This window comes from Dyadobacter sp. 32, assembly GCF_902506755.1.
Taxonomy (GTDB): domain Bacteria; phylum Bacteroidota; class Bacteroidia; order Cytophagales; family Spirosomataceae; genus Dyadobacter.
The window spans coordinates 4,098,357-4,121,478 of sequence record NZ_LR735258.1 but is presented as its reverse complement, the minus strand read 5'-3'; the positions used below and the strand labels follow the sequence as shown (position 1 = coordinate 4,121,478).

The window sequence follows — 23,122 nt, the reverse complement described above, 5'->3', positions numbered from 1 at the left end:
TCTGCGCTTTTTTAACTTTTTATGATCCCCTAGAAACGGTCATTGAAATTGACTCAGGTCTGAATGAAAACGCATCCGCATTGCATTGTACGTACGCACCGAAGTAACTGCTAAACTTAAAAAACTACCTAAAAAAATCATCTGAGTTTTTTTTGAAATTTTATCCTTTTCTTAAATTTGGGCGCTAATTTTTAGGCTGACCTTCAAATGGGGGCAGTCAAACCATTTTTTAATAAATTAAACTTAATCACTTTTGTTTATTAGATCATGTCAGTTCTTTACCCAATCACCAAAAAGTACCATGTACAGTTTTGCGGCCTGTTTGCAATTTTTTTAACCGGACTACTCGCCGCCACCAACTTATCCGCCCAAACCCCAGCCAAGCCGGGCGAAAAATCCTCCTTCAAATCCAGCCTTGTTAATGTGGAGGCTGCTGCCAGTGAAACGTTCCGGTACAGCGCCGTGCTGCTCAACGGAACGTCCGAAGCAAAAGTCTACGAATTGCAGGCAAAGCTGCCCGAGGGATGGGCCGTTACTTTCAGGACCCTGGGAAGCCAGGTTACCTCTGTGAATGTAGAAGCCGGAAAATTCCAGGAAGTTACCGTGGAATTAAACGCGCGCCCGGAGTCAAAACCGTCCAAATACAACATCCCCGTAACGGCCACTTCCGCAGGTGACCGCCTGGAACTTAACCTGGAAGCTGTTCTGAGGGGCTCCTATGGTATAGAGCTCACTACGCCAACAGGGCGGCTGAGCGATGACGTTACCGAGGGTAGTATGAAAGAAATTCACCTGGTGGTCAGAAATAACGCCACCCTCCCGCTGGAAAACGTGGAGCTGACGGCACAGGCGCCGTCGCACTGGGATGTAACTTTTGAACCTTCCAAAATCGACCGGCTCGATCCGCTTAAAACACTTGACGTGAAAGCGAAGTTGAAAGTGCCCGATAAGACGATTGCCGGCGATTATGTCACCACTTTTACTGCTAAAAATGCGAATGCAACGGCCAATGCAGCTTTCAGAATGACGGTAAAAACCTCCGTGCTTTCGGGTTGGATCGGTATGCTGGTGATACTGCTGGCGATCGGTCTGGTGTATTATTTAATTCGTAAATACGGCAGACGATAAGTATTATGGAGAAGCCTATCATTGAATTGAGGGGTTTGACAAAATGCTATGGTTCTCTGAAAGCTGTTGACGACCTCGATCTGACCATTCACAAGGGTGAAATTTTCGGCCTGCTGGGACCCAACGGCGCAGGCAAAACCACCACCATTCTCATGATGCTGGGACTTACCGAGCCCACGTCAGGTGTTGCTACGGTTTGCGGCTACAATGCCACCACCAACCCCATTGCTGTTAAGAAAAAAGTAGGCTACATGCCCGACAGCGTTGGTTTTTACGATAGCATGACCGCCCTGGAAAACCTCGCTTACATCGGCAGGCTCAATGGCATTCCGGAAGCCGAAGTCCAAGACCGGGCCTTTGAAATGATGAAAGCGATCGGCCTTGGGGATGCCGTGGATAAAAAGACTTCCGCTTTTTCCAGGGGTATGAAACAAAGGCTGGGCCTGGCCGATGTGCTGATCAAGCAACCCGATGTCATCATTCTCGACGAGCCTACCCTTGGCATTGACCCCAGCGGGGTGAAGGAATTTCTTGCGCTCATTCATCAGCTAAGCCGGCAACAGGGACTCACCGTGCTGCTCTCGTCGCACCATCTGCATCAGGTACAGCAGGTTTGTGACCGCGTCGGGATATTTGTAGGCGGTAAAATGCTTGTGGAAGGGAGCGTCGATAAGCTTTCCCGCAATCTTTTTACGAATGAAAATTACGTGGTCAGTGTCACATTAAAAGAAGCGCTTCCTGCCCGGTGGGAAGCCGCGGGTGCGCTGCAACAACTTGAGGATGTGCAGCAACTCACGGCAACGGGCCATGTGGTGGAGATTTCCTGCCTCAGGGACATTACACCTGATATTGTCCGGTTCTTTGTGCACAATGGACTGGATGTGACGGGAGTCCATAAAAAAGAATATGGGCTTGATGATATTTATGAGAAATATTTTGAAAACAACTTAGCAGAAAATAATACCCATGAAAAGCCTGGCCGTGTTTTCCAGAGGTCTTTCTTTAAGAAATAAAGGTTACAATATTCAGTCCGGGAGCCCGGTGGCTTCGCCCGGCCCGTTCAGGGTCATGGTGGGCAAAGAAATAGCGGATCATATACGGAGCTGGCGGTTTATCGTTTTGCTGTCACTCGTCGGACTCACTTTTTTCGGTGCGATGTACGTATCGTTGAGTAATATCAAATCGGCCGTCGCTAACATACAGGATCCCGACCGCCTGTTTTTATACCTGAAACTCCTTACCACAACCGATGGCACCTTGCCGCCATTCCATGTGCTTCTGAGCTTTCTGGGCCCGCTGCTGGGTATCGGCCTGGGGTTCGACACCATCAATTCCGAGAAAAATGCCGGTACGCTCACACGCCTGATGGCACAGCCGGTTTACAGAGATAATTTAATCTTGTCAAAATTCGTGAGCGCCATCATCATTGTCAGCTGCCTGTTCGTTTCGCTTGCGATGCTGATGATCGGTGCGGGGCTGCTCATCACCGGGGTTGGCATTGAACCGGAAGAAGTGCTGCGTATTTTCAGTTTTATTTTTTTAAGTATCGTTTATGTAGGGTTCTGGCTTAGCTTATCCATTCTGCTTTCTATCCGTTTCAGGCAGACGGCCACCTCCGCGCTTGCTGCGATTGGTATCTGGCTTTTTCTGACGGTATTTTACAAACTGCTCGTTAATCTTGTCATCAAAGCAATGATTCCCGACCCCGCATTGCTTTCACAGGAGCAGGTCTTTGCTTACAATGGATTGATAGGCAGTATACTGCGTCTGGAACCCAGCCAGCTTTATACCGATGCCACCACCACGTTGCTGATGCCCTCCGTCCGGAGTTTAGGTCCTTTGACGATGGAGCAAATGGCGTTGGCCATTCCTTCCCCGCTGCCCTATAAAGAAAGCCTGATGATCGTATGGCCGCAAGTGAGCGGATTGCTGGCAGCCACCGTTTTTTGTTTTGCGTTCTCCTACTACCTTTTTATGCGGAGGGAGATCAGGTGCTGATGGACGGGTAGGCTTGCCGTTGAGCTAAAAATAAAACACAAGCAGTAAAAAGCGGGACAAAAGCCGGGTTCAACCGGTTTTGTCCCGCGAAAAATATTCGAGTTCTTTCAGATCAACGCCAGCCCAGTCCGGGTGCTACATGCTCCAGAATGGATGACAGCACATGTACGTTGTAATCAACGCCCAGTGTGTTGGGAATGGTCAAAAGTATGGTATCCGCTTCCTGAATGGCCTCGTCCTGCGCCAGTTCTTTAATGAGCTGATCGGGTTCTGCGGCATAACTTCTGCCGAAAATCGCACGCTTGTCCTGTTCGATCATCCCTATTTTATCTCTCCGGTCGGACTCCTGTCCGAAGTAATAGCGGTCCTGCTGGTTTACCAAGGCAAAAATGGACCGGCTTACCGACACCCTGGGTTCGCGCTGGTGTCCCGCTTTTTTCCATGCTTCCTTGTACAGCCTGATCTGCTCCGCCTGCTGCACATGAAAGGGCTTGCCGCCTTCGTCGTATTTCAGGGTAGAGCTTTGCAGGTGCATGCCGTTTTCGGCTGCCCACACAGCGGTGGCGTTGGAAGCAGCGCCCCACCAGATCCGTTCCCGCAATCCTTCGGAATATGGTTCCAGACGTAGTAGGCCCGGCGGGTTCGGAAACATCGGGTTTGGATTGGGCTGTGCAAATCCTTTGCCTTTTAGTTTTTCCAGAAACTCCAGTGCCTTGCGGCGTCCCATATCGCCGTCGTTTTCTCCCTCAGCGGGCTCATATCCGAAATACCGCCAGCCGTCGATCACCTGTTCCGGCGATCCTCTGCTGACACCCAGCTGCAATCGCCCCTCCGAGATTAAATCTGCAGCGCCGGCGTCTTCCACCATATACAGCGGATTTTCATAACGCATGTCAATCACGCCCGTTCCAATCTCAATTTTGCTTGTTTTGGCACCAATAGCCGAAAGTAACGGAAAAGGCGATGCCAGCTGCGCTGCAAAATGATGCACCCGAAAGTAAGCACCGTCCAAACCGATTTCCTCCGCAGCAACGGCCAGGTCAATGGATTGCAGCAAGGTGTCGCTCGCCGTCTGCGCCTTATAAGCCGGATGCGCAGACCAGTGCCCAAACGATAAAAATCCTATCTTCTTCATGAAATGTCTTTCAGATTCATTTAAGAATTAGACATTTTATCAGGCCTTAAAAGTTCCTGATTTTGGATGAAGTGTGTAACCAGGCGTTACGTTATGGGTTTTGTAGGCTGGATGGGGCGGATGATTTTCGCGGCCATATATACCTGACCTTATCAGCGATTCAGTAAAAACGGTAATAAAATTCCGAAATGGGCGTGAATTTTTGAAATTCGAGTAAATGTTTGGCAAAAAGGGCGTTATAATGCCGGTTTTCCTGACAGATCTGGCGGCCCTTGTTTAAAATTGTTCGTGGGGAGACAGCTTATCCGTCGCCTGTAATACGCAAGTCAAACACTGAAAAAAATTATGGCAAAAAAAATTGAGTCGATGTCCGGAAATCGGGGAGGAAAGGGTCTGGAGATAAGCACATTGATGCTTTGATAAAAAAGCAAACCAAAATAAATTCATAAAAATAAACCAGTCAAAAACCATGGCACTTATCAATCCGCATATCAACTTTAACGGAAACGCCGAAGAAGCGTTCAATTTTTACAGATCCGTATTTGGCGGAGAATTTGCAATGATTGTGCGTTTCAAGGAAATGTCAAGCCCCGAACATCCGATTGCGGAAAGTGAGGAAAACAAGCTCATGCACATCGCGTTGCCAATCGGCCAAAACGTGTTAATGGGCAACGACGTGCCGGAATTTATGGGGCGGGTTAATGAAAATGAAAACAGATCCAAGATTTCGATCAGCGCGGAAAGTCGTGAAGAAGCAGACAAATTGTTTAACGGACTTTCCGAGGGCGGAAGTATTGAAGTACCTATGGACGACAGTCCCTGGGGTTCTTATTTTGGCATGTTCAGAGACAAATACGGTATTGAATGGATGGTGGATTTTGATCCGAAATATAACGGGAAAGTGTAAGTGCCTGTTTGGAATTCATGCTGAAATAGGGCTGAATGTATTGAGGTGGCGGGGTGGTTTACAAAAGACCATTCCGCTTCCCTTGCCCTGTGTCTCACCTAAAGTATATACACAAGTATTGAGTCTTTCTTTTGGATGATATTACTTCCAGACCGCAGATTAAAAATAGTATTTAATAAACTTACCAAGCGAATAAGTGAAAGACAAACCCTTTCATTGCGTAAATTGTCGACAACCAGAAAGGAAGAAATTCAATTCGGTAGATTTGTAGGAAACAAACGGGTATCAGTGGACTTTTTAGAGCAAGAACTTTATCGCCAAATAGATAGTCATGGTAGTAGTGAGCACTGTTTACTGATTGAGGATACGTCCCAGATCGGATTCAGCCTTGAACGATCAATTAAGGATTTGGGTAAAGTAGATAAAGGTCAAATCAAAGGATTTTATATACATCCTGTTTTGGCGATCGATGCAGTGAACCATGCTTGTTATGGGATTGCCTCGGTTGAATTTATCAGTCGGCCGTGGCCACAAGAAGAACTCACACATAATCAAAAAAGCCTGGCCAGAAGCAAGGCTCCATTTGAAGAAAAAGAAAGCTATCGCTGGTTAGACAGCATTAAAAAGGCTATTCCCCGATGTTCTAATATTATATCTAAAACGGTTATTGCTGATAGAGAGGCAGATATATATCCTCTGCTGACAGGTCTTACAGACGAATTGCAGGTTGATTATATAATTCGTTCAAGGATTGACCGTGGCACAGAAAGTGGCACGACGATATCAGGACAGGTAAAAGAGTGGAGTGAGGCCAGCTGCTATCAGATCAAGGTTCCAGCTACCGATAAGCGTAGTGCTCATACGGCGAAAATGGTTGTAAAATATGGAAAGGTATCCTTGCGAAAAACTGAGAGTAAAAGCATCAGAAAGGTTCCTGGGTATTACAGTACATATGTGGTTGAAGTAAAGGAGTTGCCTGAAAGCATCGTTAATAATGAAGAGCCCATACAGTGGTTATTATTGACTTCACATAACATTAATGATCCGGAAAAAGCATTACAGATTATTGACTGGTATAAGCAGCGCTGGAATGTTGAGCAAGTATTTCGTACACTGAAAAGCAAAGGATTAAGAATAAACACGAGTCAGCTGGGAGATTATGAAAAGCTCAAAAAGATGACGGTATTAGCTTTAATGTCGGCAGTAAAGGTGATGCAGCTTATAAAAGCACGCGAAGGCCAGACCGGGCAGCCTATGTCAGCTTCTTTTAATGAAAACGAACAGCAATGTATGATTTTACTCAACAGACAATTAGAGGGAAACACGGAAAAACTTAAAAATCCCTATCCTCAACATACGCTTGCGTTTGCTGCTTGGGTCATAGCAAGATTAGCCGGATGGAGTGGTTATCAAAGCCAACGTCCTGCCGGACCCATTGATTTTTTAATAGGATTACAAAGGTTCGATGAAAGAGTTCAAGGATTTATACTCGCGAAAGAATACACGTAAAAGATGTGTATATACTTTAGGTGTCTCACAGGACTTTTGCCCCATGCTATCCAGGCACATCAGGCTCAAAAAAGTAGATTGAAATCAGTTGGTTGCACAATAACCCGCTGCACGAGAGATGAAAAAATCAGGCTTCACGCTCTGAATCTTACAGATGGTCAGCTGCCGGCTGTAATACTACACTCACTTCAATTCGTTTTCATTCATGTCATGTTCCGCACCCTGCTGCTGGTCAGCTTGAGAAAACCTTCTCGCAATCAATAAAATATTTGTTATATGGAGTGACCGATAACCGGTATAATTTCTGGATGAGAGACTTCTCTATTTCATCGCTCTTAAGTAGCATTATAATCCAACCAATTATCTAATGACAAACCTGACTCTTGACGATATCTTGTGTGCGTATAAGAAGTTGAAAACATTAGCATATCACGACAATAGTGACCTATATCTGAGATGGAAATTGGCTGAATGTGAGTATGACACGGAGTTGAATGAAAATAAAGATCCCAATAAGCTTTTGAAGAAAATATTAAGGAATTTGAAAGAGGGGGAAGATCAGAGAAGTAAAGACTACTGGGATGATGTATTTTCAGAAGTCGGCTATTATGCATTGCCCAAGCAAGTAAAAACTTATACCGAACATGAAAATGAGGTAGGTAATTTGGACGAAAATGAGGTTCTTATCAAAAGTGTATTCACCAATCAAAGAGAGCTAACGAATGACTCTTACGATGTTACAAAAGTGACATTGTTCATTGACGCGCCTATAGAAGCATACATTTTGTCTATATTGTGGATAATGAAGATAGGGCAAGCTCTTGATTTATTGTTAGATAGCAAATGTTTTGGGAACAGATTGAAGACTTCTATCCAGAAAGATGGAGAGCCTAGATTGGTGCTAAACGAAGGCCTATTTAAGCCATACTATCAACAATATCAATTGTGGCGCGATGAAGGTATCAGTACTGCAAAGCACTATTTGGAAAAAGGTGAAGATGTACTTTTTATTAATTTAGACATCAAAGATTATTACTATTCGGTACGCCTAAGGCAACTTGAAGTACAATCAGATATTGATCCGGAATGCTTAGTTGAATGGGAGTATCTGGACAAACTATTTTGGCGGCTACACAAGATTTTTACTAGCAAAATCAAGCGAACCGGGTACCCTAATAGTTTGATTAATACGATTGAAGATGACGAGTATATATTGCCTATCGGACTTCCTTCATCTTACGTGTTGGCCAATTGGTATTTAATCGGGTTTGATAAACGAGTAAATGAGTTTATCAATCCGATTTATTACAGTCGCTACGTAGATGATATATTTATAGTGACGGCAAAAAATGATATAAAGTTTGACTTAAGTGAAAAATTTGATCCAAAGTATAAAGCTTACATTGATAGCATTGATAGGCTACGTGAATCAGAGAAGTATGTGATCGGTCTCATTTATCCTGTTTTAAAATTAAGGAATTCTCCTTATACCGACTCTCAGGCTTTCGACAAGGCTGCATCAAGCACATTAGATCAAGTATTTGCTCTCACAGGTTATAAGAATCTATTTATTCAAGCATCTAAGACCTTGATTTATTTTTTTGATGCAAACTCCTCATTAGCACTTCTAGACAAGTTTAAGAATGAGATAGAGAAGCGTTCGAGTGAATTCAGATTTTTGCCCGATGACGAATTGGAGAAAAGTGGATTTGATGATGAAGCATATGAACTAGTGTTTGATGATTCTCAACACAAAATAAAGACACTTAAAGACTACCGAGAAAGTAGATATGGAATCGCATCACACCTATCGAAGAAAATTTATTATACGTTGCGAAATGGTAGTCGAGGAACAGATGAGGATGCAAAAAAGATAATGGTTTTTTTTAAGGGTACTATTAACCTTGAACATTATAGACAATGGGAGCGGTTACTCACTTATCTACTGGTAAACGATAAAAAAACATATCTGTTTAACTACCTAAGAGAGACCCTTCGTCAACTAGAAAATATCAGTTTATCTAATAGTGTAAGTGCGACCGAGATAAAATCAATTGAAGTAAAATATGCATTGATACAACAATTTATTTTATCTTTTCAACTGGTGCGGGGCCTTGATCCAAATCTTACGCTACCGGCCGACATCCTTCGGTTATTTGAGGAATGTCAAAGAAGAAATACCTTTGAGTCAAGACGCGATTTGAAGCCTAAAATTCACAATGATGCATTTAAGACATTTAGGCATTCAAATTTAATCAGGCATAACTATATAAGCATTCCATTATTAAATTACATTGAAGGGTCAGAAAATGTGTCACTAATTGAATTCTCATTTAAAGAGTTAAAGAGCTTGGAGGGATACAATTTTGATAAAGATAAGTTGAGATATTCCCCGAGACGCGTGAGATACGGTGAAGTTGCCTGGATGCAATGCATATCGAGAGTTCTGACTGTTCCATCTGGAAATGCAAGATCAATTAACGATCTTCTCTTTAATGAATCAAGGGAGAAAATGTACCTAGATGCGTCTTTTGAAACGTTTTACAAGATAAATTTTTGGAATATTCATGATAGGGAGTTTAAGCGGAAGTTGAAAGAAGATATCTTCCAATATGAACCGATTCAAACTTACACTGATGGTGGTGAGTTAGAAGTACATGAGCTGGAAGTGAAATCCCGAAAGATCTCAAGGCTTTCTAATGTGCGAGTTGGTTTAGCCAATATGAAGGTAGATGAGAAAAACTATTCTTCGGCGATGCTGAATGAGCCCAATTTGAACGGAAGATATAAGGAGTTTGCGAAGATTCTTAATATGGCCGAACACGAGAAATGCGACATTGTAGCATTGCCGGAATTGGCTCTACCTCCATCCCTTGTAAGAACTTTTCTTGAATATTCATGGAAAAACGAACGATGTGTGATAACCGGTCTGGAGCATTGGACTCAAAATAATATAGCGTACAATTTTGTACTGTGTATTATTCCATGCAATATAAATGGGGTCAATGATGCTGTGCCAATCTTACGATTAAAAAATCATTATTCCCCGGCAGAGAGCTTTTGGATTGAGCAATATGACCGAGTGGTTCCAAAACCGACACCCAATCGTTATCACTTAATACGTTGGCGTGGATTATATTTCAGTATATACTATTGTTTTGAGCTTTCAGACATTTATCATAGATCGATATTCAAAGCGAAAGTCGATTTTATACTGGCAGCCGAATGGAATCCTGATGTAAAGTATTTTTCGAATATCGCTGAATCATCGGCGAGGGATCTTCATTGTTATTTCATTCAAGTCAATACCAATCAATATGGAGATTCCAGAATAATTCAGCCCTCAAAAAATGAGTTAAAAGACCTCGTTCGGATCCAAGGAGGAAAGAATACAACATTACTTACAGGCGAGATTGATATTGAAAGGTTGAGAGCGTTCCAGTACATGGGATATGGTCAACAGAAGGAGGATGGAACCTTCAAACCGACTCCAGCGGACTATAGTCGTGACGACGTCAGAAGGAGACATGAAGGAAGGTCATTTAAAAAAACAGATGAATAGGTACAATGGGAGTTCTTGAGGTGTTTGAAAGGTGTTACGCGCAACGAAGGCCCCTCGCTGTTACAGGGCTTTTGGAATTTTATCGATCTCTAAAAAAGAGACAAGCGACTTAGGAAACACAGTCTCAGGAATTGGATCCATATTTATAAGCACGTCAAACATTTTTTTACTATCCTTATCATCAAAGTCATAACCCATAACGCTTTCCAGTTTAGGCAGATTGAAATGGAGTTTTTCAGCCACTGCCACACTTTGAATTTTTCGAAGATTTGTAATCATTGCACGCAATGTCGCAAGAGAATGTGTAGTCCCCTTTTTGTTCAACTCGGCAGAAATCTCCTTCCATTTTTCCTCGGCCTCCAAATCAACACCATTTTCCAATTCTTCGCGAAAATCCGTTTTAAAATCCCAATCATTTATCACGTAATAATCCACTCCAATATGTTTGCAAAGCTGAATTAAGAGAATTGCCGTAGATTTACCATGGTGGGGAATAATAGAAATATTCTCAAAATTTAGATACGTCTTACCATATTTTATACTATCGGATTCCGACATTCTGATTATTGCGCGATCCTTAACACCCTTTCTTATCAGAAACTTATACACCATTACATCGTTTGGGCCTTCAACTAGTATCACCTTTTTACTAAACAGTATCTTGTTTAAATTCGGCTCTAACGATGTTATGAATTGGGTATAATATTTAATGTTTACTCCTTCCTCATCTTGTCCGGTATGAATGTTCGGAATGTGTGGCGAGAACTTGTCGATGGAATTGTATTTATTCACGGTTTGCCAATCATTACCAGTTGTCGTCGTTACTCTTTCATATTCTAATCTAATATAGCTTTGAGTATCAAAAATATTCAACATTTTGTCTGAATGGGTCGAATAAATCACTTGATGTCCTTTTTCAGCTAAGGAGCATAACACTGTGCGATAAAAGTACTCTTGATGATTTTCATGCAGGAAACTCTCTGGTTCCTCGAAAAGAAATAGACATTTATCAGTTTTATTTGTCTCTGCAATAGCTTGAATTACTGCCATAACAAACATTGAAATAAATCCATCACCAAAATGACTTATCGGAATTAAGTTATTCTCGTCGCCATTAAGACCAACCTTAAACATCATCTGCAAAAATATGTCCTCATAATTAGGTAATCCGAAATCTATTACACAAGTGTTGTCCCTGAGATTCGTGGAATAGTTTGACTGTATAGCGTTGATAAATTGCTTTAGTTCCGTTTCTGGTGGCGTTGCAATTGTATCAACCGGAGTGATGTTCTCTGGTTCCATGTCGATCTCAGCAATTTCGTTGAAATGTACACTTCCTTCCTCCTCGGGCTTTATTATATCTACTATTCCATGTAAAATGTTCGACGTTGCCTTTTCGAGTGCGGTTTTAAAATACGGTTTGCCCTTTTTCATTGTTTCGTCGTTGTCAACGATTTTCTTAATATGCTTACCCAGAAAAGAACGCAAAGTTCCCCAACTAGTTTTTTGAGTTGATATCTCGTCTTTGATATTATGGAAATTCACGTAAAAAATTGCTGCGTTTTGCTTAATCTGATACTTTTTCGAGTAGTTTGATCCTTGTAATACATCTCGGACGCTTTTTATGCTCTGATTTCCTATTCCGAAACTGACACTATTTGTATATTTTGCGGGTAGCATAAGATCCTTCCCCAAATCCGTTCCCATGAAATCTAATTCGATAAATGGAGGATTATCCCAGCTGCAGTTATGGAAATCCTTAACAGTGAATGTCTCTTCGTAAACAGATTCATACAATCCGTACCTCAGAGCATTCATGAGATTTGTCTTTCCTGCATTATTATAGCCAATAATTGCAATTGGTTTTTTCGCATCGGCAAAATTGAATGTTTGTTCGGTACCAAATGATCTAAAATTCTTCAACTTCAATCGGTTTATTCTAATAGCACTCATAGTCTGAAGGGTGAATAATTTTTATAGAAATACATTCTTTTATGTGGTGCAAAATTGCAAATAGTTTTATCCTACTGATGATTAACGCGACTAGCCCGATCCGAAAAACTAAGCCGAATTTCTGGACATCGGAAATGGTTCCCCTGGCATGTACTCACCGTTCTTTTGGCGAGTAAGGTATTGAGGAAACCACACACACGTCCGATAAAACCGCTACACTTATCTGATCAGTGAGAAAGTTACACATATGGCAGCATATTTTGGCAAGGCAAGGTTGCTGCAAGTTCACCCATGCAAAAACCCAAACCCACCCAACGCCTCAAACAAATCCTCCTCAAAAATGACTTCCGGCCCGGCGCCTTTCTTTTTTAGGTTCATGGCCTTTTCCACCTTGCGCCCGTACATTTCAAAGGCCCAGGCGGGGTTTCTGTTTTCGCATACCACCAGATAGTGAAGCTTTGCTGTGATGGCGTTTGTGGCTACACCTCCATACAATTCGACAATCTGAGCCATTTGCTCACGGGTATATCTGCATGATTTGCCGGTGAAGCAAAATGTCGATTCCTGGATGATAACAGGTACTTTTTCCTCGGACAATTTCATCGCGATGGATGTCTTCCCCTCCCGGCTCGGTTTGAGATTACATACTGATTCGCAAAAGCCCAGCAATTGGCTGTGCCCTCCGGTGGAAAGCTGCTTTTCTGTTTCAATCTGTGCAATCAAGGGCAGCAAAGTGTCAAAGGGCCAGGTTTGCACAAGGGATGCATTTTCAGAAGACCAGTTTGCCAATGCCGTCAGCTCCTCGATATTGATCGTCCGGTCAGCCGAAATGCCGGCCAGAAAACCGCTCAATTTTTGCGCGGAAGAGGTAATGACGTCATAATAGGGATTGCTGTGATCCAGATAGCTTCTGCAAAGCCAGATCAAATCCTCGGCTTCTTCCCCGGTTACCACACCGTCACGGATGATCTCATTGATTTTTTCAACAAGTTTATAATACGGCGCTTTTGTGCGCAAAGAGCCAATGGAATTCATCCACGAACGGAGCAAATCGATTTCAGTCGCGTTGATGTGTCCATCCGCCTGGATACCGACGATGTAGCCGTAAAGTGTGTTCAGATCTTTGTGAAGCTGGGCCGGTCCGCAGAAAATGGTGTACGAGTCATTGTCGTACGTGTTGAAGGAAGAGGTGTCGAGCATAACGTGATTGAGAGGGTTTTGTGCGAACAAGTGACCTTATGCTGCTTCCTACTTCTGTAAACTGCAAAACTTATTAAGCGGTAAGACTTTTGTATCCGGAGGTCAATGCGCTCTCGTTGTTCGCAATGTTCATACCAAGTCCGATCCCTTCCTCTGTATATTCCATAACTTGCTCCTAATGGCTAGCACCTTTGGGTAGCCGCTTAGATAAAAACTTTGCCTTGATCAACTGCCATAGGATGGGCATGATGGAGAGGGCAACAATAGCCAATACCACTTTTTCAAAATTGTCTCGCACCAGCGGGATGTTGCCCAGGAAATATCCGGCAAACGTAAGACCTGCCACCCACAGGACGGCACCAACGACATTGAATTTGAAAAAAATACGATAATTCATCGTGGCAATACCGGCCACGAAAGGGGCAAGTGTCCGGACGATGGGCACAAAGCGGGCAATGATGATGGTGGAAGCGCCATATTTTTGATAAAAGCCTTGCGTCCGGACAAGATGTTCGGGTTGTATAAGTGCCTTTCCCATAAACCTGCGTTGCACCACCTTGTGCCCAAAATATTTGCCGAACAGATAGTTGCAGGTATCTCCCAGTATGGCTGCCACCAGCAGAAGAGTCACAACAAGCCATACGTTGAGAGAATCAGGATATTTAGCCGCCATCATACCAGCGGCAAAAAGCAAGGAATCGCCCGGCAAAAAGGGCATGAACACCACACCTGTTTCTATAAAAATGATCAGGAACAGAATGATGTAGGTCAGTGCCCCATAATCCTGTATGATTTGCCCCAGATGCTGGTCCAGATGAACAAACAAATCGAGGAATTGGTCAAAAATTTCCACTGTAATGGTATTTAAATACTTAATGTCAAAAGACAAAATGATATGTACAGGATCATAACCGCAAAGGCACAGATCAGCGTATAGCAGGTGTCGGTTGCGGGTCTGTGTCCTGGATTTTCCATGATCTGTTTTCCTTTTGCGTGTTAACTGAATTGGGGCCAGCATGTGCCCGACGCTCTTACTGCCTATCGTCTACCACCTGTGTGACGTCCAATACTTCGAACTTTTTCATTCCTGCGGGCATTTTCCATTCCACAGTTTCACCTTTGCGGAGGCCGATCAATGCAGCTCCCATCGGGGTGAGGACAGAGATTTTCCGATGGTTAAAGTCGGCAAAGGCAGGCATTACGATAGAGAATTCCATTTCTTTGTTACTGGTGAGTTCCCTTACTTTCACATGCGAGTTGAGGCGTATGCTGTCAGCGGGCAGTTCTCCGTTTTCCACGACCACGGCGCGGCTCAACTCGTAAGACAGTGACATTTCGTTTGCCTTGCCGGCGCCCGGGAAATTTTCAGCAAACTGTTTCAACATCCGGAAATCTTCTTCGCTGAGGATGACGTGGTTTTTTTCGTTATTCATATTTATTTTGATTGAGATGTAAAGTATAATCCGGCCTGCTATGATATAAGCAGGAAATGCACTTGTACCGAACCTCATTGGGCTCAGCACATAGTACACGAAAAATAGGGTTATTGAGTAAACGGTTGGCTCTTAACCCGGGGGTAGCCCCGAGCCCAGCGTTTTAAAGTGAGGTCGGGGCGGGGAACGGAAAGTCTTTAAAATTGGAGGAAAAGTAAATACGGGCCGTGTGGCTGGGAGATACCCGCTGCCCTTCTTTTCCGAACAAAAATTGTATGTTGGCTATTTCCATAATCAGGTCGTCGATTTTAATTTAACTGGGTATTTAAGGGTCTGACATCGATAATCTCAAAGCACCTGGAATTCCCGTTGATCTCCCTTTCGATCTTTTCAGTCTTAGAGAGCCCTATAAATGCTGCGCCCCATGGGTCCAGAAACGAAATTCTTTTTCTTTTCAGGTCAGCGCTTTCCGGGGGAACTATACTGAATTCCCGGATGACGTTGCTTGGCCACTCCCTGATTTTTATCGTAGAGTTTAGCCGCACACAATTTTCTGGCAAGATTTCATCTTCTACCACAATGGCTGACCTAAGCTCACATAGCAACAGCAAGGCGCTAAGGGACTCATCCGCGGATAAATGTGCTATGTGGTGTTTTAGTATCCGGAAATCGCTTTTTCCAAGTAAAATGGGCGTTGTGTCGTGCATTTCGTAAAAAGTTAATCGGTACTTACTATTCACATCCTATACATGCTACCCTGATTTGTCTTGATCTTAAACTGCTTATAAGTGTTTTGGGTTATAGTTATGGCTGAGGTCGAAAGCTGTTTTGTAGCGCTGACCAGAATCGATGAATAAAAAGACGCTCCTGGCGCGAAATTCCTTCATGTGCTTTGGTTACACGGCTCAGGAGCGACACAAATCGATTTCGGGCCGTCGGGTTGATTGGCATAGTTGGCTGCCGGTCGTTTCCGAAACCAGCGTCGGCAAACAGTATTGCATTCTCCTGGATAAAATTAACATATACTAAAAAATCAGCTTTCTGTCGGGTAAGAAGAATACTTTCCCTGTCACGCGCATCATTCTTTTGGAAGATGTCTTCCATTTCGGCAAGAGCCGTCGCTATCGAAGCGGCTCCGGCTTTCAAATATGGTGATTGCATCATATCAAATGATTGTAAGCTAATTGAATCGTGAACCTGTGACTTGTTGTATGCCTGATGATTCTGCTAAGCAAAAGTGCTTGCTGCAATCTGATGAAACACTTTTTCGTCGAGTTTGTAGCGGTCATTCAATGTAAGACTGCTGCGTGCATTAAAAAGCGCGTAATTGACCGCGTTGTACATCAGCCAGTTGGACGCGTCGGCCCCCAACAGTCGTTGTTCGAATCTCAGCCTTTCATAAGCCTGCTTGGCCAGTTGAACCGGGATAGGCAGCGATTTAAGCATTTGTTCAGTTGCCTTGTTTGCCGTGCTTTTTTGAAAATGTTCATAGATTGTTGCTGTTAATGTTGCCCGTTGCTGACTTTGTTCAGTCAGTAGTTCAGACAACTGCTGCTGAAACAGGTCGGGTGTGAGCCTGCTGTGGTGTATTTTTCGTACGCCAGGATCTTTTTTTGAATAGTGGGTAGCACCAATCCGGCCTTTCTCGAAGTTTGTCTTTTCTTTCGGGCTCCCTTTCAGCCAGTACTGATAATCGGATAATTCCATAAACGAGTCAGCCCAGCCCATCAGTCCGTTTTCGCAAACGGATCTATACATGCTACTGCCCGGCCTGCTGTGACTGTCTAGCATGGTATTCATCGTTTGCCCTTGAATACTGAAAGGGGTTTTACCGTTATAACTGTTGGTTAAGATCAGGCTGCGCTGCAAACTTTCTCCACCGATGGAGAGCTCCTGGGGCAGAATAATGCTGATACTGAACTCCCCGGTGGTTGTATACTTTATCTGCAGCTTGTATTCGTCAAAGAGCTGGTCTACAACCTCCTGTATCAAAACATTCGGTATAATGGCATAGTCAGCGCTTTGTATACCGAAAATTGTTTTCCTTCCCCCGGGAGCTTGCCCAACAATAATTTGCTGGCGGTCAGTAGCCATGATATCGTAGTCCGGCAATAAGTCGGACAACCACACAGGGTTTACCGGATAACATATGTCTTCCCAGGAATTGGTCAGGTAGGGCTGCGCGCTGATGTAAGTCATAGTTGCCTTTGTATTTTTACAGTTGTAAATTTACGATCATAAATGTTATCAACCAAATATTCAATTGGATGATTGATTATATTTCCCTTCGCAGACATCTTGCCACGTTTGGTTTTAGGCGGGATGGGTGTGAGAATCGTTGTTTCCGACCGTGTGCCCAGGCGGCTGTTTCGAGAAATTTTGGTAAACCCAGGGCTTAAATATGGTCTGAATCACTTTCTGTGTATGAAAGAATATAAATTGTTGTGATTTCCATAAATACTAGTACTTTTATGTAGGATTTCTTTTTTTGTCCACGTCACCAGGCGCGGAATTCATTAGTTAAATATTCCTAACCTCATTTGTTTTGAGATCTTTGGACGAGTTACCGGTATTTTCAAGCGGAAATGTAACGCATGACCTGACTTTTACTTCGGTATTTGTCAAGAGTTATACCGGACTGGTATTTTTTTCAAATAACCTGATTGGTGATAGGCAGGAGGCGGAAGATGTCGTGCAAAATGCATTTGTAAGCTATTGGAACTGTAAGGATGAGCTGGGTAGAGAGCCTGGTGTTGTGAAGAGCTTTTTGTACACAACGGTTCGAAACGCCTGCATGGATTTATTGAGACATCGAATGGTAGTTCAGAAATTTCGCAATCAGCTTGACGATGATCCCATTGAAGAAAGCTTTGTTGAAAATGAAATGATCCGTGCCGAGGTATTGTCTGAGATTTTCAATGCGATCGAATTGTTGCCCACAGGATGTAGACAGGTATTGGAAATGAGTTACTTACAGGGGAAGAGGAATCAAGAAATTTCCGACGACCTGGGCGTGTCCATCAATACGGTTAAAACGCAGAAGCAACGTGCTCTTCAGTTGCTACGACTGAAGTTGTCGTCTACTGCATTGGTTTTGCTACTTCTTCAACTTTTGTTCTGAGTGTCTTGAGCATTCCGTTTTTAGAGAGATCCACTTTCACTATTTGAATTATCGTTGTCTGTTGTAGAAATTTGTTTTCCAAACCACTTACAGATTTCTGAAGCCTTCCCTCTTTTATTCCGGCGGCTTTAGAGCGAATTCAGTTTGTCGCACAGCGATTAAGTCGTCTTGGTTGGCATGCTGTTACACAGGGATTACGTAGGTAACAAAACGCTGTTTTTGAGTTTGTTATGTTTAATGCGCGGAAGCGTATATAAAAGAAGTAAAAATAAATCTGTTTTTATTCTTACTTCTTTTCACCCATTTTGTTTCCCAACTCGTCTTAGTGTTGTAATAAGTATTTTTGATATGGCAAAGGAGCAAGATCCGATCTTGAAAGCTGAATTGATTTCCAGATATCTCAAAGGAGACTTGTCCTATGAGGAGCATGAGCAATTCAGGAATTGGCTGGAAGAGGATGTCACTCACAAGCAACTGGTTGATAGTCTGGAAAACGAAGAAGTTCTGGCTAACGATCTGCATTTTTTTTCCTCAGTGGATAAGGGGGCGGCATGGGAGAATTTGACAAGAATGATTAACGAATCCCCCCGGCAGCGCCCGGCGCCTGTTGGTAAATACTGGAAGTATTTAGTGGCGGCGATGCTGATAGGGATGTTCTCCTATGTGGCTTTTCGATATACGTATAATGATAAGCGTTCGAAAATAGCTGAGGTTGAAATACCGATCCCGAAAAATGATGTGTTGCCGGGCGGAGACAAAGCAACACTCACGTTGGCCGATGGCTCGGTGCTGTCGCTTGAAGATATGACCAATGGAACTGTAAAGGAAGAAAACGGCATCAAGATCAGTAAAATAGACGGACAGATTGTTTACGAAATCCTCGGTCAGAAAGGTAGTGTGGAAATTACCTACAACACAATTCATACACCGGTGGGTGGGCAATATCACGTCGTATTGCCCGATGGCAGCAAGGTCTGGCTCAATTCGGAGTCTTCGTTACATTTTCCAACAGCCTTTTCAGGATCTGAACGAACGGTGGATCTGACGGGCGAAGGCTATTTTGAAATTGCGAAAAATTCGGGCATGCCATTCGTTGTGCAGGCAGGTGAAACGCGTGTGAAAGTTCTCGGAACGCATTTCAACTTCATGGCTTATGCCAATGAAGGAGCATCAAGAACGACGCTGTTGGAAGGATCCGTGAAGGTGAGTAAGGGAACCAGCCATAGAATCATTGCTCCTGGCGAGCAGGCAGTAATAGGGGATAAGATACAGGTTAAATACGTAGACCTGGACGAAGCAGTCGCCTGGAAAAACGGCTATTTCCAGTTTGAAAGCGAAAATCTGAAGACCATCCTTCGTCAGCTGAAACGCTGGTATGGCATAGAGGTGGAAAACGAGCAACAGATTCCGGACCTGCATTTTACGGCGGTTATCTCACGCAATACAACGCTATCTCAGGTGCTCAAAATGCTGGAAATGTCGGGGGAGCTGAAATTTAAAATTGAAGGAAAGAAAATATCAATTCAGGAAAGACAATAAATGAAAAGACCACAGGCATAAAAAAACCGATAGCGCTGGCACGCTACCGGTACATAAGGGCTTGTTAATGATTGTACAGTGCGAACCATAAACTATTTCTAAACCCAAACTTTGTAAAATTATGCAAAAAAAGCTACGCTACCAAAGTGGCCGGAAGCTTCGTCGTATTTCATTTAAAATACTTTTTACGATGAAATTGAGTGTTGTCTTGTTGACATGGGTGGCCTGTATGCAGGTCACTGCGGCCGCTATCTCGCAAAAAATATCACTGGCGGTGGAGAGGGCTCCTATGGAACAAGTGATCAAAATGATCAAAAAACGGAGCGGTTACCAGTTCATCTACAACGATGAGCTACTAAAACGGGCCAGACCCGTTACAATGAGTGTATCTGAGGGCACCCTGGAGCAGATTTTGGCTGAATGTTTCGAAAACCAGCCGCTGACTTACGCACTGGTAGACAAAACAATTGTGGTAAGACCGAAAATGCCCGAGCTTATTAAAGAGGAGCCCAGGGTTAAGATAGTGAAACAGGAAATAACCGGTAAGGTAAATGATGCAAACGGTGAAGGCCTGCCGGGTGTGAGTATCGTGGTAAAAGGGACACAACAGGGAACAATCACCAATGTGGATGGGACTTTTAAACTGGAGGTTGAAGATAATAATGCGGTATTGATCTTTAGTTTTGTGGGTTTTCTGTCAAAAGAGATTCAGGTGGGTGCACAAACAGTACTTCAGGTAGTTCTGAGGGTGGACGATAAGGCGCTTGAGGAGTTGGTGGTGGTAGGTTACGGAACGCAGAAAAAACGTGATGTAATTGGGAGCATTTCAACCATTAAGTCAGATATTTTCGAAACATCCTCTGGCTCCACGAACTTCAATTCTTTATTGCAAGGGCAGGCGGCAGGTGTAAGTGTTCAATCCAGTTCCGGCAGGTTGGGGGCTTCGGTAGATATCAAGATCAGGGGGCTAAGTTCTATCAGTGCCAGTACAAGCCCACTGTGGGTTATTGATGGTGTTCCGATTGTTACCAATACGGGTATCACCAATAATGGTTCTGCGGAGCAGTCACCCATGGATTTGATTAATCCGGGAGACATACAATCTATTGATGTCCTGAAAGATGCCGCTGCGACCTCAATATATGGCTCCAGGGGTTCCAATGGGGTGGTTATTGTAACTACAAAAGCTGGAAAAAGCGGTAAACCCACCCTGAGCATTGGTTATAATACGGGAATTTCGCAGTTGCCTAATCAAAAAGTTCATTTCCTTCATGATTCTAAGAAATGGTTTGCCATAAAGGATGAGGCGAAGGGTGGCTTTGGGTTGGGAGCCTACAATATGAATGACTTCTACTCAAAAAAGGTGTATGCAACAGAATTTCTTACACGTGAACAGGCCGAGGCAATTAGTGTGGATTGGCTGGAACAGGGAATGAGGCAGGGTAATTTCCAGAGTGCTGACTTTTCAACCAGCGGAGGCAATGAAAGCGCCCGGTACTTTGTATCTGGTACTTACAGAAATGACAATGGCGTTATGCTGGGTGAAGACCTTAAACGTTACGGTTTGCGGGCCAATTTAGATCTCAATCCATTAAAATCTCTTCTGATCGGAACAAAAGTAAATGTATCGTTATCCAAAGGAAACCGAGGCAAAAACTCGTCGGGAGGTGTTGAGGATGGGAACAGAAGTGGTACATCAGGCGGGTTCAGTTCTTTAAATAATCAAAGGGTTCCCTTTGAGCCAGTTTATAGTCTTGCTAATCCGGCATTGTACTATAACCCGTTAATTGGAAATCCGGTCGCTACGAGTGACCGTGCGAATTTATTAGAGAACCTGGATCTTTACCGTGCTCTGGTGAGTGCCTACGCCGAATATACCATTCCTTTTGTAAAGGGACTTTCTGCCAGAACAGAGTTGTCTGCGGATGTGATACAGGCAAACAGGAATTTTTGGGTATCAAGTGCTATTCGGTACGACGGTACGCTGGCGCAGGATGATGCCACCACAACCAAAAATATTAATTACAATCTGTATCTTAAGTATAGCAAGGGCTTCCTCGATCATACCCTGGATATGGTGGCCGGTACAGAATCCCAGAAAGGTAACAGATGGACCCGTACGATGGAAGGGCGTGGCCTGGTAGGGACTTATCAACAGTTGGGTTCGCCAGCTCTGCGAGACAATATGTTCTCAGGATTAACCGATGAAAGTATGTTACGGTCTTATTTCGGGCGTGTTAACTATAAATTTAAGGATAAATATATTGCAGGGCTGAGTGTCAGGAGAGATGGATCTTCCGTATTTACACCTGATTACAGATGGGGCACCTTCGCGGCGTTTTCAGCGGGATGGATACTTTCGGATGAGGCGTTTATGGGCAAATTCGGAGAGAATAATCTATTGAAAATCAGGGGTAGTTATGGTCAAACGGGAAATGCCAACATACCTGGAAAGCTGAATGTGACAAACTACACAGGTGGATTTGGTTATGGGGGTTCAGATATATTAGGTAATGACGGTACACTTGTATCTTCAATCGGTGTTCAGAACTTAGTCTGGGAAAAAACAAACAACCTGGATGTGGGAATTGATTTCGGTCTTCTCAACAACCGAATCAATGGTTCGCTCGCCTACTATAACAAATATGTCCACGACTTGCTTTTGCAAAGTGCATTACCGTCATCAGCGGGGATCAGCACGATTTGGGGCAATATCGGAGACCTGGTTAATGCTGGTGTTGAACTGTCAGTGACTTCGTATAACCTTGCTTCATCACGTAAACTTGGATGGTCAACCTCATTCAATATATCCTTTAACCACAATGAGGTCAAGAAATTAACTCCCCAGGTTGACAAGGCAGGAACAGGCATGCTTTCCGCACCATACATTACCAAAGTTGGCAACGGTATAAGGGAATATTTCATAGCCGAATCTGCGGGGATTGACACGCAAACGGGTTTAAGGATGATTTATGCCAGAGATCAGGAGCACTACAATGAAACTGGTGAAACCAGGCGCTTAAAGGATGGGGATGGTAACGAAACACTTCTTTTAGCTACCAGCCCAAATATGAATCAGAACCTTTTTCACCAGAAGGGCAAAAGTGCCATGCCTACCTATTATGGTGGAATAACCAATAAGTTTAATTACAAAGGATTTGACCTGAGCATTCTGGTTACATTTTCAGGAGGAAACTATATTCTGGATCATTTCTGGAGAGATATGATTCAGAGCGGAGGAACAGGTTCAGGGGCCATTCCACAAGAGTTTGTAGACAACTATTGGAAAAAGCCTGGGGATGTAGCAAAGTATCAACGGTTGGATTGGTTAAACAATGTCAAGCTGGAAGATGGAACCATTGTTGGCATGGGCGACCCTCGCTCCCCGCTGGACCAGTGGATGTTTAAAGGAGACTTCGTGAAATTGAAGTCTGTAAACTTGGGATACACCATCCCTACATCAGGCAGAGTGCGTAAGATATTCCAGAATGCAAGAATTTATTGCAATGTGGAAAATATATATACACTCACAAAGTATCCTGGATGGGATCCGGAAGGACAAGGTTTTACCACCCAATGGGATTTACCCCAACTATTTTCTGCAACTGTAGGTGTAAATGTTAAATTCTAATATTTA

Annotated in this window: 17 protein-coding genes; 9 read left to right on the top strand and 8 right to left on the bottom strand. The window is 43.5% G+C overall.

Features of this window, described 5'->3' with window-relative positions:
• The first annotated feature begins 267 nt into the window (after window positions 1-267).
• The 3 genes from DYADSP32_RS16615 to DYADSP32_RS16605 are packed head-to-tail and all read left to right on the top strand — an operon-like array spanning window position 268 to window position 3,126.
• Window positions 268-1,128 carry an NEW3 domain-containing protein gene (locus DYADSP32_RS16615; RefSeq protein ID WP_149241692.1) on the top strand — a complete coding sequence of 287 codons (861 nt, stop codon included), beginning with the start codon at window positions 268-270 and terminating at the stop codon, window positions 1,126-1,128.
• Window positions 1,129-1,133: 5 nt separating this feature from the next.
• Window positions 1,134-2,141 carry an ABC transporter ATP-binding protein gene (locus DYADSP32_RS16610; RefSeq protein WP_149241693.1) on the top strand — a complete coding sequence of 336 codons (1,008 nt, stop codon included), beginning with the start codon at window positions 1,134-1,136 and terminating at the stop codon, window positions 2,139-2,141.
• The gene (locus DYADSP32_RS16605; RefSeq protein WP_149241694.1) at window positions 2,095-3,126 is read left to right on the top strand and encodes an ABC transporter permease subunit; all 1,032 of its coding nucleotides are present in this window, start codon (window positions 2,095-2,097) and stop codon (window positions 3,124-3,126) included. The genes DYADSP32_RS16610 and DYADSP32_RS16605 overlap by 47 nt, the downstream gene beginning before the upstream one ends.
• Before the next feature lie 112 nt (window positions 3,127-3,238).
• Here DYADSP32_RS16605 and DYADSP32_RS16600 read toward each other — a convergent pair whose 3' ends face one another.
• On the bottom strand, window positions 3,239-4,261 hold the full coding sequence (locus tag DYADSP32_RS16600; protein ID WP_149241695.1) for an LLM class flavin-dependent oxidoreductase: 1,023 nt from the start codon (window positions 4,259-4,261) through the stop codon (window positions 3,239-3,241).
• A gap of 469 nt (window positions 4,262-4,730) precedes the next feature.
• On the opposite strand from DYADSP32_RS16600, the gene DYADSP32_RS16595 reads away from it, so the two are divergent.
• From DYADSP32_RS16595 to DYADSP32_RS16585, 3 genes are all read left to right on the top strand, one after another.
• Window positions 4,731-5,168 carry a VOC family protein gene (locus tag DYADSP32_RS16595; RefSeq protein WP_149241696.1) on the top strand — a complete coding sequence of 146 codons (438 nt, stop codon included), beginning with the start codon at window positions 4,731-4,733 and terminating at the stop codon, window positions 5,166-5,168.
• A 135-nt stretch (window positions 5,169-5,303) separates the two neighbouring features.
• A complete protein-coding gene (locus DYADSP32_RS16590) occupies window positions 5,304-6,677 on the top strand; it encodes an IS4 family transposase (protein WP_149241674.1) in 1,374 nt (457 codons plus the stop codon).
• A gap of 367 nt (window positions 6,678-7,044) precedes the next feature.
• The gene (locus tag DYADSP32_RS16585; RefSeq protein WP_149241697.1) at window positions 7,045-10,239 is read left to right on the top strand and encodes an RNA-directed DNA polymerase; all 3,195 of its coding nucleotides are present in this window, start codon (window positions 7,045-7,047) and stop codon (window positions 10,237-10,239) included.
• A gap of 60 nt (window positions 10,240-10,299) precedes the next feature.
• Here DYADSP32_RS16585 and DYADSP32_RS16580 read toward each other — a convergent pair whose 3' ends face one another.
• From DYADSP32_RS16580 to DYADSP32_RS16550, 7 genes are all read right to left on the bottom strand, one after another.
• Complete coding sequence (locus DYADSP32_RS16580; protein ID WP_149241698.1) at window positions 10,300-12,192, bottom strand: AAA family ATPase; 1,893 nt, start codon at window positions 12,190-12,192, stop codon at window positions 10,300-10,302.
• Window positions 12,193-12,477: 285 nt separating this feature from the next.
• Window positions 12,478-13,392 carry a BRCT domain-containing protein gene (locus DYADSP32_RS16575; RefSeq protein ID WP_149241699.1) on the bottom strand — a complete coding sequence of 305 codons (915 nt, stop codon included), beginning with the start codon at window positions 13,390-13,392 and terminating at the stop codon, window positions 12,478-12,480.
• Window positions 13,393-13,567: 175 nt separating this feature from the next.
• Entirely contained in the window at window positions 13,568-14,245 is a 678-nt protein-coding gene (locus tag DYADSP32_RS16570) for a VTT domain-containing protein (RefSeq protein WP_414617847.1), read from the bottom strand.
• 178 nt (window positions 14,246-14,423) lie between these two features.
• Window positions 14,424-14,825, bottom strand: coding sequence for a GreA/GreB family elongation factor (locus tag DYADSP32_RS16565; RefSeq protein ID WP_149241701.1), 402 nt, complete (start codon window positions 14,823-14,825; stop codon window positions 14,424-14,426).
• Between the two features lie 308 nt (window positions 14,826-15,133).
• Complete coding sequence (locus DYADSP32_RS16560; protein ID WP_149241702.1) at window positions 15,134-15,532, bottom strand: GreA/GreB family elongation factor; 399 nt, start codon at window positions 15,530-15,532, stop codon at window positions 15,134-15,136.
• Window positions 15,533-15,629: 97 nt separating this feature from the next.
• Complete coding sequence (locus DYADSP32_RS16555; RefSeq protein ID WP_149241703.1) at window positions 15,630-15,989, bottom strand: hypothetical protein; 360 nt, start codon at window positions 15,987-15,989, stop codon at window positions 15,630-15,632.
• Between the two features lie 63 nt (window positions 15,990-16,052).
• Window positions 16,053-17,024, bottom strand: coding sequence for a hypothetical protein (locus DYADSP32_RS16550; RefSeq protein WP_149241704.1), 972 nt, complete (start codon window positions 17,022-17,024; stop codon window positions 16,053-16,055).
• A gap of 346 nt (window positions 17,025-17,370) precedes the next feature.
• On the opposite strand from DYADSP32_RS16550, the gene DYADSP32_RS16545 reads away from it, so the two are divergent.
• The 3 genes from DYADSP32_RS16545 (at window position 17,371) to DYADSP32_RS16535 (ending at window position 23,116) form a co-directional block, all read left to right on the top strand.
• A complete protein-coding gene (locus DYADSP32_RS16545; protein ID WP_414617846.1) occupies window positions 17,371-17,946 on the top strand; it encodes an RNA polymerase sigma-70 factor in 576 nt (191 codons plus the stop codon).
• Window positions 17,947-18,294: 348 nt separating this feature from the next.
• Entirely contained in the window at window positions 18,295-19,485 is a 1,191-nt protein-coding gene (locus DYADSP32_RS16540; RefSeq protein WP_414617845.1) for a FecR domain-containing protein, read from the top strand.
• A 121-nt stretch (window positions 19,486-19,606) separates the two neighbouring features.
• The gene (locus DYADSP32_RS16535; RefSeq protein ID WP_149241707.1) at window positions 19,607-23,116 is read left to right on the top strand and encodes a TonB-dependent receptor; all 3,510 of its coding nucleotides are present in this window, start codon (window positions 19,607-19,609) and stop codon (window positions 23,114-23,116) included.
• The last annotated feature ends 6 nt before the right edge of the window (window positions 23,117-23,122 follow it).

Coding starts and splice junctions, on each gene's coding strand:
- DYADSP32_RS16615 (WP_149241692.1), top strand. CDS start 268: ATGTCAGTTCTTTACCCAATCACCAAAAAGTACCATGTACAGTTTTGC.
- DYADSP32_RS16610 (WP_149241693.1), top strand. CDS start 1,134: ATGGAGAAGCCTATCATTGAATTGAGGGGTTTGACAAAATGCTATGGT.
- DYADSP32_RS16605 (WP_149241694.1), top strand. CDS start 2,095: ATGAAAAGCCTGGCCGTGTTTTCCAGAGGTCTTTCTTTAAGAAATAAA.
- DYADSP32_RS16600 (WP_149241695.1), bottom strand. CDS start 4,261: ATGAAGAAGATAGGATTTTTATCGTTTGGGCACTGGTCTGCGCATCCG.
- DYADSP32_RS16595 (WP_149241696.1), top strand. CDS start 4,731: ATGGCACTTATCAATCCGCATATCAACTTTAACGGAAACGCCGAAGAA.
- DYADSP32_RS16590 (WP_149241674.1), top strand. CDS start 5,304: ATGATATTACTTCCAGACCGCAGATTAAAAATAGTATTTAATAAACTT.
- DYADSP32_RS16585 (WP_149241697.1), top strand. CDS start 7,045: ATGACAAACCTGACTCTTGACGATATCTTGTGTGCGTATAAGAAGTTG.
- DYADSP32_RS16580 (WP_149241698.1), bottom strand. CDS start 12,192: ATGAGTGCTATTAGAATAAACCGATTGAAGTTGAAGAATTTTAGATCA.
- DYADSP32_RS16575 (WP_149241699.1), bottom strand. CDS start 13,392: ATGCTCGACACCTCTTCCTTCAACACGTACGACAATGACTCGTACACC.
- DYADSP32_RS16565 (WP_149241701.1), bottom strand. CDS start 14,825: ATGAATAACGAAAAAAACCACGTCATCCTCAGCGAAGAAGATTTCCGG.
- DYADSP32_RS16560 (WP_149241702.1), bottom strand. CDS start 15,532: ATGCACGACACAACGCCCATTTTACTTGGAAAAAGCGATTTCCGGATA.
- DYADSP32_RS16555 (WP_149241703.1), bottom strand. CDS start 15,989: ATGATGCAATCACCATATTTGAAAGCCGGAGCCGCTTCGATAGCGACG.
- DYADSP32_RS16550 (WP_149241704.1), bottom strand. CDS start 17,024: ATGACTTACATCAGCGCGCAGCCCTACCTGACCAATTCCTGGGAAGAC.
- DYADSP32_RS16540 (WP_414617845.1), top strand. CDS start 18,295: ATGGCAAAGGAGCAAGATCCGATCTTGAAAGCTGAATTGATTTCCAGA.
- DYADSP32_RS16535 (WP_149241707.1), top strand. CDS start 19,607: ATGCAAAAAAAGCTACGCTACCAAAGTGGCCGGAAGCTTCGTCGTATT.